The sequence below is a fragment of the Micromonospora sp. WMMA1998 genome, from assembly GCF_027497375.1.
Lineage (GTDB): Bacteria > Actinomycetota > Actinomycetes > Mycobacteriales > Micromonosporaceae > Micromonospora > Micromonospora sediminicola.
Window position 1 is genome coordinate 771,047 of the sequence record NZ_CP114911.1, and the last position, 15,189, is coordinate 786,235.

At 74.7% G+C, this 15,189-nt stretch carries 15 protein-coding genes; 10 read left to right on the forward strand and 5 right to left on the reverse strand.

Annotation, left to right across the window (positions count from 1 at the left end; translation table 11 throughout):
- The first annotated feature begins 1,151 nt into the window (after positions 1 to 1,151).
- The gene (locus tag O7600_RS02980) at positions 1,152 to 2,537 is read left to right on the forward strand and encodes an AMP-binding protein (RefSeq protein ID WP_281592164.1); all 1,386 of its coding nucleotides are present in this window, start codon (positions 1,152 to 1,154) and stop codon (positions 2,535 to 2,537) included.
- 50 nt (positions 2,538 to 2,587) lie between these two features.
- Complete coding sequence (locus O7600_RS02985) at positions 2,588 to 3,250, forward strand: 4'-phosphopantetheinyl transferase superfamily protein (RefSeq protein ID WP_281592165.1); 663 nt, start codon at positions 2,588 to 2,590, stop codon at positions 3,248 to 3,250.
- A 9-nt stretch (positions 3,251 to 3,259) separates the two neighbouring features.
- Here O7600_RS02985 and O7600_RS02990 read toward each other — a convergent pair whose 3' ends face one another.
- Positions 3,260 to 4,669: an acyl-CoA synthetase gene (locus O7600_RS02990; RefSeq protein WP_281592166.1), complete on the reverse strand. Its 1,410-nt coding sequence runs from the start codon at positions 4,667 to 4,669 to the stop codon at positions 3,260 to 3,262.
- Positions 4,670 to 5,021: 352 nt separating this feature from the next.
- Between O7600_RS02990 and O7600_RS02995 the strand changes: the two genes are divergently transcribed.
- From O7600_RS02995 to O7600_RS03010, 4 genes are all read left to right on the forward strand, one after another.
- Entirely contained in the window at positions 5,022 to 5,954 is a 933-nt protein-coding gene (locus O7600_RS02995) for an ABC transporter ATP-binding protein (RefSeq protein ID WP_099161124.1), read from the forward strand.
- Complete coding sequence (locus O7600_RS03000) at positions 5,951 to 6,691, forward strand: ABC transporter permease (RefSeq protein ID WP_091574810.1); 741 nt, start codon at positions 5,951 to 5,953, stop codon at positions 6,689 to 6,691. Before O7600_RS02995 ends, O7600_RS03000 begins: the two co-directional genes overlap by 4 nt.
- A gap of 240 nt (positions 6,692 to 6,931) precedes the next feature.
- Positions 6,932 to 7,165: a DUF5988 family protein gene (locus tag O7600_RS03005; protein ID WP_253866477.1), complete on the forward strand. Its 234-nt coding sequence runs from the start codon at positions 6,932 to 6,934 to the stop codon at positions 7,163 to 7,165.
- Positions 7,166 to 7,222: 57 nt separating this feature from the next.
- Positions 7,223 to 7,558 (forward strand): VOC family protein, encoded by a 336-nt coding sequence (locus O7600_RS03010; protein ID WP_281592167.1) that lies wholly within the window; start codon positions 7,223 to 7,225, stop codon positions 7,556 to 7,558.
- Positions 7,559 to 7,627: 69 nt separating this feature from the next.
- Here O7600_RS03010 and O7600_RS03015 read toward each other — a convergent pair whose 3' ends face one another.
- The gene (locus tag O7600_RS03015; RefSeq protein ID WP_281592168.1) at positions 7,628 to 8,464 is read right to left on the reverse strand and encodes a glycosyltransferase family 8 protein; all 837 of its coding nucleotides are present in this window, start codon (positions 8,462 to 8,464) and stop codon (positions 7,628 to 7,630) included.
- A gap of 168 nt (positions 8,465 to 8,632) precedes the next feature.
- On the opposite strand from O7600_RS03015, the gene O7600_RS03020 reads away from it, so the two are divergent.
- From O7600_RS03020 to O7600_RS03030, 3 genes are all read left to right on the forward strand, one after another.
- Complete coding sequence (locus O7600_RS03020) at positions 8,633 to 9,760, forward strand: CoA transferase (RefSeq protein ID WP_281592169.1); 1,128 nt, start codon at positions 8,633 to 8,635, stop codon at positions 9,758 to 9,760.
- A gap of 176 nt (positions 9,761 to 9,936) precedes the next feature.
- Complete coding sequence (locus O7600_RS03025) at positions 9,937 to 10,932, forward strand: hypothetical protein (RefSeq protein ID WP_281592170.1); 996 nt, start codon at positions 9,937 to 9,939, stop codon at positions 10,930 to 10,932.
- Positions 10,933 to 11,114: 182 nt separating this feature from the next.
- Positions 11,115 to 12,056 carry an inositol-3-phosphate synthase gene (locus tag O7600_RS03030; RefSeq protein WP_281592171.1) on the forward strand — a complete coding sequence of 314 codons (942 nt, stop codon included), beginning with the start codon at positions 11,115 to 11,117 and terminating at the stop codon, positions 12,054 to 12,056.
- Positions 12,057 to 12,062: 6 nt separating this feature from the next.
- Here the strand turns inward: O7600_RS03030 and O7600_RS03035 are convergent, their stop codons facing one another.
- Positions 12,063 to 12,479, reverse strand: coding sequence for an ASCH domain-containing protein (locus O7600_RS03035; RefSeq protein WP_281592172.1), 417 nt, complete (start codon positions 12,477 to 12,479; stop codon positions 12,063 to 12,065).
- A 25-nt stretch (positions 12,480 to 12,504) separates the two neighbouring features.
- Complete coding sequence (locus tag O7600_RS03040; RefSeq protein ID WP_281592173.1) at positions 12,505 to 13,524, reverse strand: aldo/keto reductase; 1,020 nt, start codon at positions 13,522 to 13,524, stop codon at positions 12,505 to 12,507.
- Positions 13,525 to 13,672: 148 nt separating this feature from the next.
- Between O7600_RS03040 and O7600_RS03045 the strand changes: the two genes are divergently transcribed.
- On the forward strand, positions 13,673 to 14,248 hold the full coding sequence (locus O7600_RS03045) for a TetR/AcrR family transcriptional regulator (protein WP_281592174.1): 576 nt from the start codon (positions 13,673 to 13,675) through the stop codon (positions 14,246 to 14,248).
- Between the two features lie 10 nt (positions 14,249 to 14,258).
- Here the strand turns inward: O7600_RS03045 and O7600_RS03050 are convergent, their stop codons facing one another.
- Positions 14,259 to 15,137, reverse strand: coding sequence for an alpha/beta hydrolase (locus O7600_RS03050; protein ID WP_281592175.1), 879 nt, complete (start codon positions 15,135 to 15,137; stop codon positions 14,259 to 14,261).
- Positions 15,138 to 15,189 lie beyond the last annotated feature (52 nt).

Here is a 15,189-nt window from a genome sequence, read left to right on the forward strand (position 1 = left end):
CGGTGACACCCGATACAGTCAGAGACCCACAAATCCTTGACCCATTCCAATCGGCGAATACCGACAACGGTGGCACGGCGCGGGGATTTCATCGAACGTCGTGCCTGGTCTCGTGCGCCGAAAATCCGCCGCCACCTGCGGTGTCGCAATTCGGGGCGGAACGACGCGGGCCGCCTCTATCGATCCCGATTCATGGAGTGGAGTATGTCAGCCCGGCAATTGGGCGGCAAGTCGAAGGATGTAAAGGATGAGCAAACATGGGCTCGCCCGGTGGGGTGCAGGCGGGCGCCCCTGACAGCGGAAAGTCATCCGACTAATCCGGAACGTGACCTCGACGGTGCCACCGGCCGGTTGGTGACGTTTTCCGCGCTTGCCGGCAATGGGGGGAGTGGAGGTGTGGCGCCGGGTGGTCGGGAGGGCGCGACGGCGTGGGCGTGCCCGCCCGACGGGGAGAGCGTTCTCCCTGCTCAACCGGGGCTGGCCAGGCCCATCGGAGGGGCGGGTGGGCGAGCGGGCCGGCCCGGGCGGTGCCGCTGTCGGGGTGCCGCCGCCGGGCGGGAGGGTGGGGTGGGCGTCACCCCGGCAGCCGCATTGGCGGATTGCCCGCTCCGACGCTTCCCGGGGCGATTCCCGGCGGGTGCCCGGCCAGTTTCCGGCCCTCGTCCCACTTGCCCGTTTCGGTCCGTCTGGAAGCCCTTTGGCGCAACTTGTTGTTAAAGAAGAAATTCGCCGTGGAGTCGTCGGGTGAAACGCAGTCCGGCGGATCGGTAACTGCGCAAGAATGGAACCCGAATCGCAATTGGCGGTGCGCGGCCGAAGCGCGGGCACCGCCGGAACGCGATTCGGCACGCCTGATTTCCCGGCGCGGCACCGACGCTGACAATCAATGCGAATCGATTTCATCCGACGTGCTCGCCCGCCTTCCCACCTGCCGGTCCGCCCTCGGTCGCCGCCGGCCGGGACGGGTGCCCGAGGCGGTGGTAGGGGTTGTCTGCCGCCAGCCGTACGCCTAATTTCGGACTGTCCGCCGTGGTCGGCGGACGCAATCCGCCGCACCGACGGGGAGAGCGGCCACGGGCCGTGCGCGTCCGGGACGTGAAGGGTTCGTGCGTGATCTGCCAACCACCACCGAGACACCGGGGTCAGGTCGGATGACGCTCCTGCCCGGGCTGCGGGGGGCCGGGGCGGACCGCTCCGACGCGCTCCGGGTTGCCGGCCGGACCCTCTCCGCCGAGGACCTGCTCGGCTGCGCGAACGCGGTCGCCGACCGGATCCGGGGCGCCCGCGCGGTGGCCGTCGAGGCCCGGCCCAGCCTGGAGTGCATGGTGTCGATGGTGGGCGCCGTGCAGGCCGGTGTGCCGCTGGTACCGCTGCCGCCCGACGCCGCCGCCGACGATCGCCGCCGGATCCTGCGGGAATCCCGCGCCGACGTGCTGCTCGGCGGCGTCGTCGGCGGCGAGCTGCCGGTGGTCCCGGTGGACCTGCGGAAGCGGTCCTGGGCCACGCACCCCGAGCCGGGCCCGGCCAGCGACGCGGTGATCCTCTACACCGGAGGCGTGAGCGGGCCCTCCCGCGGCGTCCGCATCTCCCACCGGGCCATCGCGGCCGACCTCGACCTGCTCGCCGCCGCCTGGCGGTGGAGCGCCGAGGACGTCCTGGTCCAGGGCGCGCCGCTGTTCCGCGCGTACGGGCTGGTCGTCGGCCTGCTGGGCGCGCTGCGGGTGGGCAGCCGCTTCGTCCACCTGGACCGGCACGCCGCGGCCGGCCCGGCCGGCACCATCTACCTCGCGGTGCCCCGGCAGTGGGCGCACATCGCCCGCGACGCGTCCCGGGCCCGGACGCTGTCGGCCGCGCGCATGCTCGTCTCCGGCGACGCCCCGCTCGCCCCGGCGGTGGGGGAGCGGCTGCGGCTGCTCACCTCGCACCGCCCCGTGGAGGGATACGGCACCACGGAGACCCTGGTCGTGCTCACCGGCCCGGCCGGCGCCGCCGGCCGCCCGCTGCCCGGGGTGCAGACCCGGGTGCTGACCCGCGACGGCCGGCCGGTGCCCGCCGACGGCGACTCGGTGGGCGAGCTGAGCGTCCGGAGCCCCACGCTCTTCAGCGGCTACCTCGACCGGCCCGGATCCCTGCCGCCCGCCGGCGGCTGGCATCCCACCGGGGACCTGGCCACGGTGGACCCGGCCGGCGGGCACCGCGTCCTCGGCCGCGGCGGCGCCGACGTGGTCCGCTGCGGTGACCGGCGGGTGGCCGCCCGCCAGGTCGAGGAGGTGCTGCTCACCCACCCCGGGGTATACGACGTGGCGGTGGTCGGCGCCGCGCACCGCACCCGGGGGGAACAGGTCGTCGCGTACGTCGTCGCGGCGGCCGGGTTGACCGCGCAGGCGCTCATCGACCACGTCGGCCGGCTGCTGTCGGCGGCGGCCCGCCCGCGCCGGGTCCACTTCGTCGACGAACTCCCGCGCAGCGCGCTGGGGCGGGTGCGCAAGTCGTTGCTCATCCGCCGCAGCGGTCCCGCCCCCGTACCCGACCCCTAACGACGGGCCACGGGCGGGCCGCGCCGACCCCGGCCGCCTAGCCTTCTGGCGTGATCGAACGGATCCTGCCGCCGGCCGTGGTGGTGGAGGAGTGCTTCAGCGACCCCGCCGGGCTGCGCCCGCACCCGGACGAGGAGCCGGCCGTCGCCGACGCGGTGCCGAAGCGCCGTCAGGAGTTCACCACGGTCCGGCACTGCGCCCGCCGGGCGCTGGCCCGGCTCGGCGAACCGCCGGCGGCGATCCTGCCCGGCGCCCGGGGCGCGCCCGGGTGGCCGACCGGCGTCGTCGGCAGCATGACCCACTGCGACGGCTACCGGGGCGCCGCCCTGGCCCGGGCCGGGGCTGTCGGCAGCCTGGGCGTGGACGCCGAGCCGCACGCGCCGCTGCCGGAGGGGGTGCTGGACGCGGTGGCCCTGCCCGCCGAACGCGCCCGGACCGCCGCGCTTCGCGCCGCGCGCCCCGAGGTCTGCTGGGACCGCCTGCTGTTCAGCGCGAAGGAGTCCGTCTACAAGGCCTGGTTCCCGCTGACCGGGCGGTTCCTGGACTTCGCCGAGGCGGACATCGCCGTCGACCCGGACGGGACGTTCACCGCCCGGCTGCTCGTGCCCGGTCCACGGGTCGGCGGCGCGGAGCTGACCGCGTTCGACGGCCGGTTCCTGGTCGACCGGGGGCTGGTGCTCACCGCCGTCACGGTGCCGGCGTCGGGCGCCTGACCGGGCCCGTCACTCCCGCGCGAGCCGACTCTTCTGCACCTTGCCCATGGCGTTGCGGGGCAGCGCGTCGACCAGCCGCACCTGCCGGGGACGCTTGTGCGCGGACAGCTGCCGTGCCACGAAGTCGATCAGCTCCGCCTCGCCCAGCCCGTCACCGACCACGTACGCGGTGACCTGCTGACCCAGGTCCGGGTGGGGCGTGCCGACCACCGCCGCCTCGCGCACCCCCGGGTGGGCGAGCAGGGCGTCCTCCACCTCGCCCGCGCCGATCCGGTACCCGCCGCTCTTGATCAGGTCGGTGGCGGCCCGGCCGACGATCCGGTGCCACCCGTCGGGGGCGACGACGGCCACGTCGCCGGTGCGGAACCAGCCGTCCGGGGTGCGGCTGGCCGCGTCGGCGTCCGGCCGGTGCAGGTAGCCGTCGAAGAGGGTGTCGCCGCGTACCTGGAGTTCGCCCATCGCCGCGCCGTCGGCCGGCAGCGGGTCGCCGTGCTCGCCGACCACCCGGGTGCGGACGCCCGGCAGCGGCACGCCCACCGTGCCCGGCCGCCGGGGCCCGTCCGCCCGGGCGCTCACGGTGATCAGCGTCTCGGTCATCCCGTACCGCTCCACCGGCCGGTGCCCGGTCAACCCGGCGAGCGCGGCGAAGACCGGCTCGGGCAGCGCGGCGCTGCCCGACACCAGCAGCCGGGCGCCGCGCAGCGCCCGGGCCGCCGCGGGCTGCGCCGCGATCCGCGACCAGATCGTGGGTACGCCGAAGCAGAGCGATCCGGCCGCCGCCGCGTACCGGTCGGGGCGGGGCCGACCGACGTGGTGCAGGCGGCTGCCGATGCGCAGCGGCCCCAGCACGCCGAGCACCAGCCCGTGCACGTGGAACAGCGGCAGGCCGTGCGCCAGCAGGTCGTCCGGCGTCCACGCCCAGGCGTCGGCGAGCCCGTCCAGGCAGGCGGCCACCGCGCGGCGGGACAGCACGGCGCCCTTCGGCGCGCCGGTGGTGCCGCTGGTGTAGAGGATCAGCGCGGTGGCCGCCGGGTCCGGCTCGGTGTGCCGGGTGTCGGAGCGCCGCCGCAGGTCGACCGGCACCGGCGGCGGCGCGGTCGCGCCGTCCACGGGGGGCGCGTCCGGCGGCGTCAGCAGCACCTCGGCGCCGGAGTCGCGCAGGATGTGGTCCCGCTCCACCGGCCCGGCGTCCGGCGGCACCGGCACCACCGCCGCGCCGGCCAGCAGCCCGCCGACCACGCCGACCACGGTCTCCAGGCTCGCCGTGGCCGGCACCGCGACCCGGCGCGCGCCGCGCAGGTCGTCGGCGACGGCGGCGGCCGCCCGACGAAGCTCCACCCAGGACACCGCCCGGTCGTCCACCCGAACCGCGTCGGGACGCTCGTCGGTGGTCCCGTCGAGCCAGCTCAGCAGCGGCACGGACGCCCCTTTCGCGCTTGTCGGCGCCGGGTCGCCGGTGTCGTCCCGGTGACGGGTACGGCCGGCGCCGTCCTCCGGACGCCCGACCGTAACCGCCCCGCCGGAGGACGGGCCACCCCTACCGTCGCGCCGTCGGTCGGCGCCCGGCGGCCGACACGCCGGGTGACCGTCCGACACCCCTGGTGGACGGTCGACACCCCCCATTCATCGGCCGAAGGGTTGAACCGGGCCTCGGTTGCCCGGATGATGGGCGGCGTCGACCCGCCGTGGCGGGCCGGCCCGTTCCCGCACCCGACGCCGCGACACCTCAAGGGCCCGGCGGCACCCCGCACATGACGGAGGACCCCGCCAGATGCCGGTCATCGAGGTCGAGCACCTGCACAAGAGATACGGCGACACGGTGGCCGTCGACGACGTCTCGTTCACCGTGGAGCAGGGCGAGATCTTCGGGGTGCTCGGCCGCAACGGCGCCGGGAAGACCACCACCGTGGAGTGCGTGCAGGGCCTGCGCCGCGCCGACCGCGGCACGGTGCGGGTGCTCGGCCTCGACCCGGTCCGCGACCGCACCGAGGTGCGCCAGCGGGTCGGCGCCCAGTTGCAGGAGAGCCAGCTCCCCGACAAGCTGCGGGTACGCGAGGCGCTGGACCTCTACCGGTCCTTCTACCGCAACCGGGCCGACATCGACGAGCTGCTGGCCGACCTGGGGCTGGCCGAGCAGCGCGACACGGCGTTCCACAAGCTCTCCGGCGGCCAGAAGCAACGCCTCTCGGTGGCGCTGGCGCTGGTCGGCCGACCCGAGATCGCCATCCTCGACGAGCTGACCACCGGGCTGGACCCGAAGGGCCGGCGGGACACCTGGGACCTGGTCGAGCGGATCCGCGACCGGGGCGTGACGGTCGTGCTGGTCACCCACTTCATGGCCGAGGCCGAGCGGCTGTGCGACCGGCTCGCGGTCATCGACGCCGGCCGGGTGGTCGCCATCGACACGCCGTCCGGTCTGATGTCGCGGGTGGACGGCGAGACCCGGGTGCACTTCCGCCCGGTCGACCGGCTCGACGACGCGGTCCTCGCCGCCCTGCCCGAGGTCACCTCCGTGCGCCGCGACGGCGACGAGGTCACCGTCACCGGTCCCGAGGAGGTCCTCCAGGCGGTGTTGTCGGCGTTGGCCGAGCGGAAGATCCGCTACGCCGGCCTGCGGGTCGACCAGCCCACCCTGGACGACGCCTTCGTCTCCCTCACCGGTCACGCCGGCGCCCCGCCGGCGCTCGACGGAAGGTCATCGTGAACGCCCTGTCCAAGCTCGTCGCCGTCGAGGCCAAGCTGTTCCTGCGCGAGCCGGTCTCGCTGTTCTTCGTCTTCGCGCTGCCGCTGGGCCTGATGCTGGTCTTCGGGCTGCCGCAGCGCGGGGCGCAGCCGGCGGCGGCCACCGGGCAGCACGGCGAGCTGACGTTCCTGCCGTCCATCGCGCTGTCCCTGACCATCGGGATGCTCGCGCTGTTCACACTGCCGATGGCGTTGGGCATCTACCGCGAGCGCAAGGTGCTGCGACGGCTGGCCACCACGCCGGTCAGCCCGGCGCTGCTGCTCGTCGCGCAGGTGGTGGTCAACCTGGTCATGGGCGTGGCCGGCGCGGTGGTCACCGCGCTCGGCGTCCGTCTGCTGCTGGACCAGCCGGCGCCGGCCAACGTGCCCGGCTTCGTGCTGGCGTTCCTGCTCGGGGTCGCCTGCCTTTTCGCCATCGGCCTGCTCATCGCGGCGCTCGCCCCGTCGGCGCGGGCGGCGCAGTCGATCGGGCCGACGCTGTTCTTCCCGCTGCTCTTCCTGGCCGGGGCCTGGCTGCCCCGCGACCAGATGCCCACGGTGCTGGCCCGGATCGGCGAGTACTCACCGCTAGGCGCCACAGTGGACACCATCTCCGCCGCCTGGGCGGGGCAGACGCCCGCCGTGTCGCAGCTGCTCGTGCTGGCCGGCACCGCCGTCGTGGGCTGTCTGCTCGCCACCCGCCTGTTCCGCTGGGAATAGGGCCGCCGCCGCTCCGCTAGGGGGTGGCTAAGGGTTCTTCGGAAGTGTGAGCTGGATTACGTTCTGACTCGAGGGATCGTCTTCGGAACTGTCGGATCGCCAATTCCCGGCGTACGTCGAAAACGGTGACGGTCCACTCGGAGAATGCGCGCGGCAATTGCGGCGCGCGCATGGCGAGGCGGAACGACGAGCGACGGAGGTCGTGTCATGACAGCTTCTTCCGATCCCGCCGGAGGGTCGGTGACGGCCCGTCAGATAGGCGCCGAGGCAAGCGGCATCGTCGAGGCGGTGCTGGAGGGCGGGCCGGCGACGCTGCCGGCCGAGCTGCGCAGCCACCGGGTGTCCCCGGTGGAATCCAAGATCAAGGTGCGGCACTACGGGGGCTACGAGCACTTCGAGCGGGATCCCGGCGGCGCCGTGGACGGCACGCCCGCGGTGTTCCGCTGGACCGGCCGTACCCGTATCGCGGAGTGAACGAGAGGCGGTAGCGCGATGGGCGTCGGGGATCCGCGCAACGGTGCACACCTGACGGTGACCGACGTGGCCACGGTGACCGCGTTCTACGCGGAGGTCTTCGAGGCCGTGCCGGTGCAGCGGGAGTGTCTGCTGGACGGCCGGGTCCTGCACGCCGAACTGGTGGTCGACGGGCACCGACTGACGGTGAGCGAGTGGGGTGACCCGCCGGTCGAGCCGGGCGGGCCGGGCGGCCCGCTGCCGCTCACCCCGGCCGACCCGCACCTGCTCGTGCGGCGGGCGCTGGCCGCCGGCGCGACGCTGGAGCCGGCCAACGGCGGCCCGCCGGCGGGCGTGGTGTTCCGGGACCCGGCCGGCCTGCGCTGGGCGGTGCCCGGGGCGAACCCCGGATAGGCGCCCGACGACGATCAGACGGCCCCGCCACCGACCAGGTGGCGGGGCCGTCGCGTGCGGCCGACCCGCTCAGCGGCGCAGCGTCGAGCCCAGGCCGCCGCCGCTGCGCCGGCGGTGCTGCCAGTAGAGGTCCCGCCGCGCGCCCTTGGGGAAGCCGGGCTGCCAGGGCTTGACCGGACCGGCCATGTGCAGGACGGCCGAGTCGCTCAGCTTGCCGCCGAACTCCGGCTCCCGCCGCCACGCCATCAGGTCGTTCCACCTGTGCGGCAGGCGCAGCCAGTTGTCGAACACGGCGAAGTTGAGCGCGTCCTGGTCCGGGTAGCGGGACTCGTGCGCGTGTCGGCGCAGGTAGTCCAACGACACCTCGGTCACCTCGCACTCCTTCCACCGCCGCACGTCGATCAGCAGCACCCCGGAGTTGAAGTAGAGCCCGTGCGGGTCGAGATGGTCGTACCCGGCCAGGCCGGGGATCCCGCCCATGTCCAGCAGCCGGCGGTTGAACGGGTCGCGCACCCCGCCGAGCGGCACGCCGCCCATGTCCACCTCGAACAGCGGCTTCAGGCTGTTCACACACAGCGTGTCGCAGTCCAGGTAGAGCACCCGGCCCACGTCGGCCGGCAGCTCCGCGGGGACCAGCAGCCGCAGGTACATCGCCGGGGACAGGTACGCCATCACCGGGTCGCTGCCCTTGGACAGGTTCACCCGGGACGCGTCCACCCGCAGGAACTCCACCGTCGCGTGCGGACCGGCGATCCGGGTGAGGGTGGCCCTGGCGCCGGCCGGTACGTCTTCGGCGGCGACCAACCAGTACCGGAGCGCCTCGCCCGGGTTCGACTCGGCGACTGTCGACATCACGACCGCGGCGTGCGCCGCGTACGCGTTGTCAAAGGTCAGGGTGAGGTCCACGCGTGCTCTCCTTCGCGTCGATGCGTGAGCGCGACTGTCGAGAACGTATCCGCGGAATTGACGGCCCGGCAAGGAACGTCAATGTCCTCAGGGGGTGCGAAAGGCAACCCCTGAATTCGCCCCTCACTTTCCGGTGTGCCATCGTGGGCCGGCGAGAAGGGAGACGGCATGCCGGGTCCGTTGCACGGGGTACTCGTCGCCGACTTCTCCCGGGTCCTGGCCGGCCCGTACGCGACCATGCTCCTGGCCGACCTCGGCGCGGACGTCGTCAAGGTGGAGTCGCCGCACGGCGACGACACCCGGCACTGGCGACCGCCGCTGCGCGACGACGTCTCGACCTACTACCTCGCGGTCAACCGCAACAAGCGCTCGGTGGTCCTCGACCTGACCGACCCCGACGACCTGGTGCTGGCGCACCGCCTGGCCGACCGGGCCGACGTGCTGATCCAGAACTTCCGCCCCGGCGCGCTGCGCCGCTTCGGCCTCGACCACGACACGGCGACCGCGCGCAACGCCCGCCTGGTCTACGCCTCGATCAGCGGCTTCGGCGCCGCCGGGGGCGCCGACCTGCCCGGGTACGACCTCATGGCGCAGGCCGCCGCCGGGCTGATGAGCCTCACCGGCGCCGCCGACGGCCCGCCCGTCAAGGCCGGCGTCGCGGTCTTCGACGTGATCGCCGGGCTGCACGCGGCCCTCGGGATCCTGGCCGCGCTGCGCCACCGGGAGTCGACCGGACGCGTTCAGCACGTCACCGTGGACCTGCTCTCCTCGGCGCTGTCCGGGCTGGTCAACCACGCGAGCGCGTACGTCGCCGGGGGAGTGGTGCCGCACCGGATGGGCAACGCGCACCCGAGCATCGTGCCGTACGAGCCGCTGCCCACCGCCGACGGCGAGCTGGTGGTGATCGCCGCCAACGACGGCCAGTTCCGTACCCTCTGCCGGGTCCTCGGTGTGCCGGAGCCGGCGACCGACCCGCGGTTTCGGGGCAACGCCGACCGCACCGCGCACCGCGACGCGCTGCGTCCGCTGCTGGTGGCGGCGCTGTCCCGGCGGGGCAGCGCGCAGTGGTTCGGCGAGCTGCGCGCGGCGGGCGTGCCGTGCAGCCCGATCAACTCGGTCGCCAAGGGGGTGGCGCTGGCCGAGGGGCTCGGGCTGAACCCGGTGGTGACGGTCGGCGGGGTGCCGGGGATCCGCCATCCGATCGGCCTGTCGGACACCCCACCCCGCTACGACCTGCCCCCACCCGGGCTCGACGCGCACGGCGCGGAGGTGCGCGCCTGGCTGGCCGGCGACTGACCGGCGACGCCCAGGTTCCGGCCGTGGGCCGCCGGCCGGCCGTCGGGGCGGCACACCGGGTGCCGGACCGACTACGCTCGCGTCATGTCCGTCGATGCCGGCCCGGCCGCCCCGCATGCCGTGCGGTTCGCGTACGCCGGCCCGGTGCTCCGACCGGGCGCGGGGCGGACGCGGCCGTGACGGTGATCGACCAGGCGGTCTGGGACCGTTGGTACGACGACGACCGGGAGGGGCCGGGGATCACGATCCTGCTCGCCGACGCGGGACCGGTGACGGCGTTGCTGCCGGTGGTCCGCGACGTCGTGGACCGCTCCCTCCTCGCCCCGCCGGACGGGGTGGAGGACCCGGCGGACATCGACGAGGTCGTGCCGACGCCGGACGGCGTCTGCCTCGGCGCCGTCGACGGCGCGGAGCTGCGCCCCCGGCTCGAACCGATCGCCGCCGAGCTGGGCCGCCGGGGCGTCGGAGGCGCCCTCGTGCCCTATCCCGTCCCGGACGCGCCACCGCCGGCCTCCTGGTGGCACGCCGACATCGTGCAGTGCCGGCTCGCCGTCGATCCCGCCCCGGAACGCGGGCTGCGCGACGGCCTCGCGGCCGCGCTGTCCTGGCTCGCCGTGACCGACTGGTCCACGGTGGAGGTCAGCATCGGCGCGATTCCCTGGTCCCGGGCCACCGCCGACCTCGTCCTCGACCTGGTGCCGGCCGGTCTGGCCGGGTCGCCGCGGCATCCCGCCCAGATCCTGGTGGCCGACGGCCGGCGGTTCCGCCTGGTCAAATTCTTGCCGGAGACCGGCCATCTGGTGTTCGCGACCGGTGCCGTCGACCACCTCGGGCCGGACGTGACCGACGCGACCGCGCGGATCGTCCAGGCCCTGGAGGTCGGGGCTCCCTGGTCCCGGTACGGCTTCGCGCGCCGCGCCCGGGGCCTGCTCGACCTGGGTGGGCCATGGACCCGGCCGGAGGACCGACCCGGCGCGCTGCCGACCGCCGTCGACGAGCGGGAGTTCGAGGAGCGGGGCGTCCTCGACGTGTTCGGCGCGCAACTGGTGCCCCGGTCGTGGGGGTTGTCGTGGCCGGCGGACCGGTGGTCGGTGCGGGCCGTCGGCGACAAGGACCTGGTCGTCGCCCGTGACCCGGGGCCGTGGTGGGCACCGCCGCGCCCCGAGCCGTAGGCGCGCGCCCGGGGTCGCGCCGACGTCGCCACCCACCTGCCGCCGGCCGGCGCGGCCGGTGTGCTGGCCGGGTACGCGCTCGTCGCGCTCGTCGACGGTGCGGTCGCCTCGTCCGCCGGGACGTGGGTTGAGCGCGCGACGACGGTCCGACGCCGGCCTGCCGCGCCGGGTAGCCTCGCGCGATGAGTGAACAGGTGAAGATCGCCGTGGTCGGTGTCGGGAACAACACCTCGGCCCTCGTGCAGGGCATCAACCTGCACCGCGTGACCGGCCGCCTGGTCGGTGTCCACCGTCCCGAGGTCGCCGGATTCGGGGTGGGGGACGTCGGGATCGTCGCGGCGTTCGCGATGTCCGAGGCGCGGGTCGGCACGGACCTGCACGAGGCGATCTTCGCGCCACCCAACAACTTCCCCCGCCTCGACGCGGAACTCCCGCCGTCCGGTGTCCGGGTCCAACGGGGTCTAGTCGACGCGACGGAGGTCGAGCGGGTGGCCGGGGCGTTGGGTGGCGCCGATGTCCTGCTCTACTCGGCGCCGAGCGGCCGGCCGGCCACCGCCCGCGCCTACGCCGAGGCGGCCCTGCGGGCCGGGGTGGCGTTCGTCAACACCACCTCCGATCCCGTCGCCCGTGATCCCGAGCTGCTCGACCGGTTCGCCGCCGCCGGCCTGCCCCTGGTCGGCGACGACCTGGCCAGTCAGTTCGGCACCTCCGTGGTGCACGCCGCGCTGCTGCGGCTGCTGGCGGAGCGCGGGCTGACCCTGGTCAGCTCCTACCAGGTCAACCTCGGCGGCACGGAGGACTTCCGCAACCTGGTGGAGAACGCGAACACCAAGACGCAGTCGAAGCTCAACGCGTTGGGCTCCGACCGGGTGGAGATGGCGCCGCTGGGCTACCTGCCGCACCTCGGTTCCCGGAAGGTCGCGCACCTCAACCTCGAGGCGCGGGGCTGGGGGGAGACGGCGGTCAGTCTGGACGTGCGGCTGACGGTGCACGATCCCAGCGGAGCCGCCGGGGTGAACATCGACCTGGTCCGGATGGCGGCGGCCGCCCGGCGCTCGGGGCGCGGCGGTCATCTCGCGGAGGCCGCGTCACTGCTCAAGTCCCCGCCCGGAACGCCGGTCTGAGTCGCGTCACCGCGGCTCGACCAACCGGAACCGCTCCAGCACGGCCGGGGTGTCGTCGTCCACCGTGAATTCCGGGTCGCCCAGCCAGGCCCGGTAGTCCGCGCCGTGCCAGTACGCCTCGTGGCCGGCTCGCCACTGCCCGACCGACCCGTACCCCTCACCCTCGGCGCGGGCGTGGTCGAGGTCCACGTCGCCGAGTCGGGCGACGCGGACCTCGACCAGTTCGATCACGGCCACCGGCCGCCCGGCGGAGTCGACCACCGCGTGCCGGGTGCCGGCCGACGGCAGCGGCTCGCCCTCGATCTCGTAGTCCTGGAGCAGCCCGGTGGTGCTGGTCTTGCTCCCGTCGAGCACCGCGGCGACCAGCCGGTCGCGCAGCGGGCCCGGGAAGGCGAACTCGTACGGGGGCAGTGCGGCGTCCACGGCGGCAGCCTAGCCGGGCGCGACGTCAGCGGCGGCGCAGCGCCGGGTCGAGCAGGGCCGGCGGGGTGTCGTTCTTCTCGTGCGGCGCCAGGTCGACGCCGGGGGCGACGATCGCGTCGATCGCGTCGAGCACGTCCGGGGTGAGCACGGTGTCCGCGGCGGCCAGTTGCGCGTGCAGGTGTTCGGTCGTCCGGGGACCGATGAGCGCGCCGGTCACCGCCGGGTGCGCGGTGACGAAGCCGAGGGCGAGCTGGATCAGCGTGAGGCCCGCCTCGTCGGCGACCGTGGCCAGCCGTTCCACGGCGTCCATCCGGGCCCGGTTGGCCGGGACCGCGGCGTCGAAGCGCTGCGGCATGAACGTGGACCGGTGGGTGGCGATCTCCCGGTCGGCCCGGATCGCGCCGGAGAGCCAGCCGGAGGCCAGTGGGCTCCAGACCAGCACGCCGAGCCCGTACCGCTGGGTCACCGGCAGGACGTGCGCCTCGATCCCGCGTTGCAGGATCGAGTAGCTGGGCTGCTCGGTGACGTACCGGCCGAGGTGGTACTCGCGGGCCGTCCACTGCGCCTCGACCAGGCGGTGCGCCGGATAGGTGGACGTGCCGAAGTAGCGGATCTTGCCGGCGTGACGCAGGTCGGTCAGCGCCGACAGGGTCTCCTCGTCGTCGGTGGTCGGGTCCCAGCGGTGGATCTGGAAGAGGTCCACGTGGTCGACGCCGAGCCGGCGCAGGCTGTCCTCCAGCGCGGTGACCAGCCAGCGCCGGGAGCCGCCCCGGCGGTTGCGGTCCTCGCCCATCGGCAGGGCCGCCTTGGTCGCCAGCACCACGTCGTCGCGCCGTCCGGCGAGGGCCCGCCCGACCATCTCCTCGGAGAGGCCGTTGCCGTAGACGTCGGCGGTGTCGACGAGGTTGACGCCGGCGTCGAGCGCGGCGCCGACGAGCGCGTCGGCCTCCGCCTGGGTGGTGCCTCCGATCGGGCCGATGTTCATGGTGCCGAGCGCGAGCGTGCTGACCTGCACGCCGGTGCGGCCGAGGGTGCGGTACTGCATGGTGTTCCCTTCCGACGGCCACGGTGGTTCGCGGCCCCTGTCTGGGTGGTTCGCCCTCCCGCCTGGCATCATGGCTAGACGGAACGTTGCTCCGGTAACGATACGGAACACTGTTCCGCTTTGCCAGCCCGAGGAGAGGACGGACGGTGTGACCGACACCACCGGCCAGGCCCGACGGCGGTCCGACGCCCGCCGCAACGAGCAGGCCCTGCTCGACGCCGCCGCCGCGGTGTTCGTCGCGTCCGGCGTCGAGGCCCCGGTCCGTGACATCGCCGCCGCTGCCGGCGTCGGCGTCGGCACCGTCTACCGGCACTTCCCGACCCGGGCCGACCTCGTCGTGGCGGTCTACCGGCACCAGGTCGAGGCGTGCGCCGAGGCCGGGCCGACCTGCCTCGCCGAGGCGCAGAGCCCGCACGCCGCGCTGACCGGGTGGATCGACCGGTTCGTCGACCTGCTGGTCACCAAGCACGGCCTGGCCGCCGCGCTGCGCGCCGACAGCGCCCAGTTCGAGGCGTTGCACACCTACTTCGTCGACCGGCTGGTGCCCGTCTGCGCCGGCCTGCTCGACGCCGCCGCGACGGCCGGCGAGATCCGCGCGGACGTGAACGCCTACCAGCTGCTGCGCGCGGTCGGGAACCTGTGCGTCGGCGCGGACAGCGACCCCCGATACGACGCGCGCCGGGTGGTCGGCCTGCTCCTGGACGGGCTGCGGGTCCGCGACTGAGCCGTCGGGCTCAGCCGGCCGGGGACAGCCGCCGGTCGAGCCAGTCGAGCAGGACCGCCTCGTACTGCGGGCTCACGCTGCCCGGGTCGTCACCCCCGCCCAGGGTGGGCGCGTGGTCACAGCCGGCCAGCCGGGCCACGGTCAGCTCCGCGTCCCGGGCCTCCCGTCGCCACACCCCGAGGCTCGCCTCGATCGGGGTCCACGCGTCGGTCTGGCCATAGCAGAGCAGCACCGGGCAGGTCAGCCGGGCGAGGACCGGGGCCGGGTCGAAGTCCATGTCGGCCCAGGTGCCGGGCGTCTCGGGCAGCTCGTCGGGCAGGAACGCCAGCGGGAACCAGGGCCGTCGCACGGCGGCGTCCAGCTCCGCCTGCGCCACCGACCGGGGCACGTCGCCGCGCAGGAAGCCCTCGGCGACCTCGCGCAGCCGGGTCAGCTCGGCCACGTCGGCCGGCCCGTAGCCGTGCCGGCGCAACTGCTCGGCGGTGCCGTAGCGCATCTGCGCGGCCGGGCTGACCCCGCTGCACCCGACCAGGACCAGGAAGTCCACCGGGTCGCGGGTGGCGGTCACCGCCGCCGCCCACGCGCCCTGGCTGAACCCCCAGATGCCGACCGGGACCGCCCCGACGTGCCGGCGCACCTCCGTCAGGGCGGCCGCCGCGTCCTCGGCCTGGTCGGCCAGCGGCACGTCGTGCCCGTCGACGCGGGGACGGCGGTCGTAGCGCAGCACCGCGACGCCGACCGGGGGCAGCAGCCGGGCCAGGTGCGCGTAGAGAAAATAGGACCGCTGGTCGGCGTGCGAGCCGTGCAGCACCACCAGGCCGCCCCGGACCGGCCCGGCCGGCAGGTCGAGCACGGCCGGCAGACCGAGAGCTCCGACGGTCGCCTCCATGCCGGGCAGTCAACCACGCCGCGCCGGTCCCGGCCGCCCCGTGCCGCCGGCT

Coding starts and splice junctions, on each gene's coding strand:
- O7600_RS03050 (WP_281592175.1), bottom strand. CDS start 15,137: ATGGAGGCGACCGTCGGAGCTCTCGGTCTGCCGGCCGTGCTCGACCTG.
- O7600_RS03040 (WP_281592173.1), bottom strand. CDS start 13,524: ATGCAGTACCGCACCCTCGGCCGCACCGGCGTGCAGGTCAGCACGCTC.
- O7600_RS02980 (WP_281592164.1), top strand. CDS start 1,152: ATGACGCTCCTGCCCGGGCTGCGGGGGGCCGGGGCGGACCGCTCCGAC.
- O7600_RS03030 (WP_281592171.1), top strand. CDS start 11,115: ATGAGTGAACAGGTGAAGATCGCCGTGGTCGGTGTCGGGAACAACACC.
- O7600_RS02995 (WP_099161124.1), top strand. CDS start 5,022: ATGCCGGTCATCGAGGTCGAGCACCTGCACAAGAGATACGGCGACACG.
- O7600_RS03020 (WP_281592169.1), top strand. CDS start 8,633: ATGCCGGGTCCGTTGCACGGGGTACTCGTCGCCGACTTCTCCCGGGTC.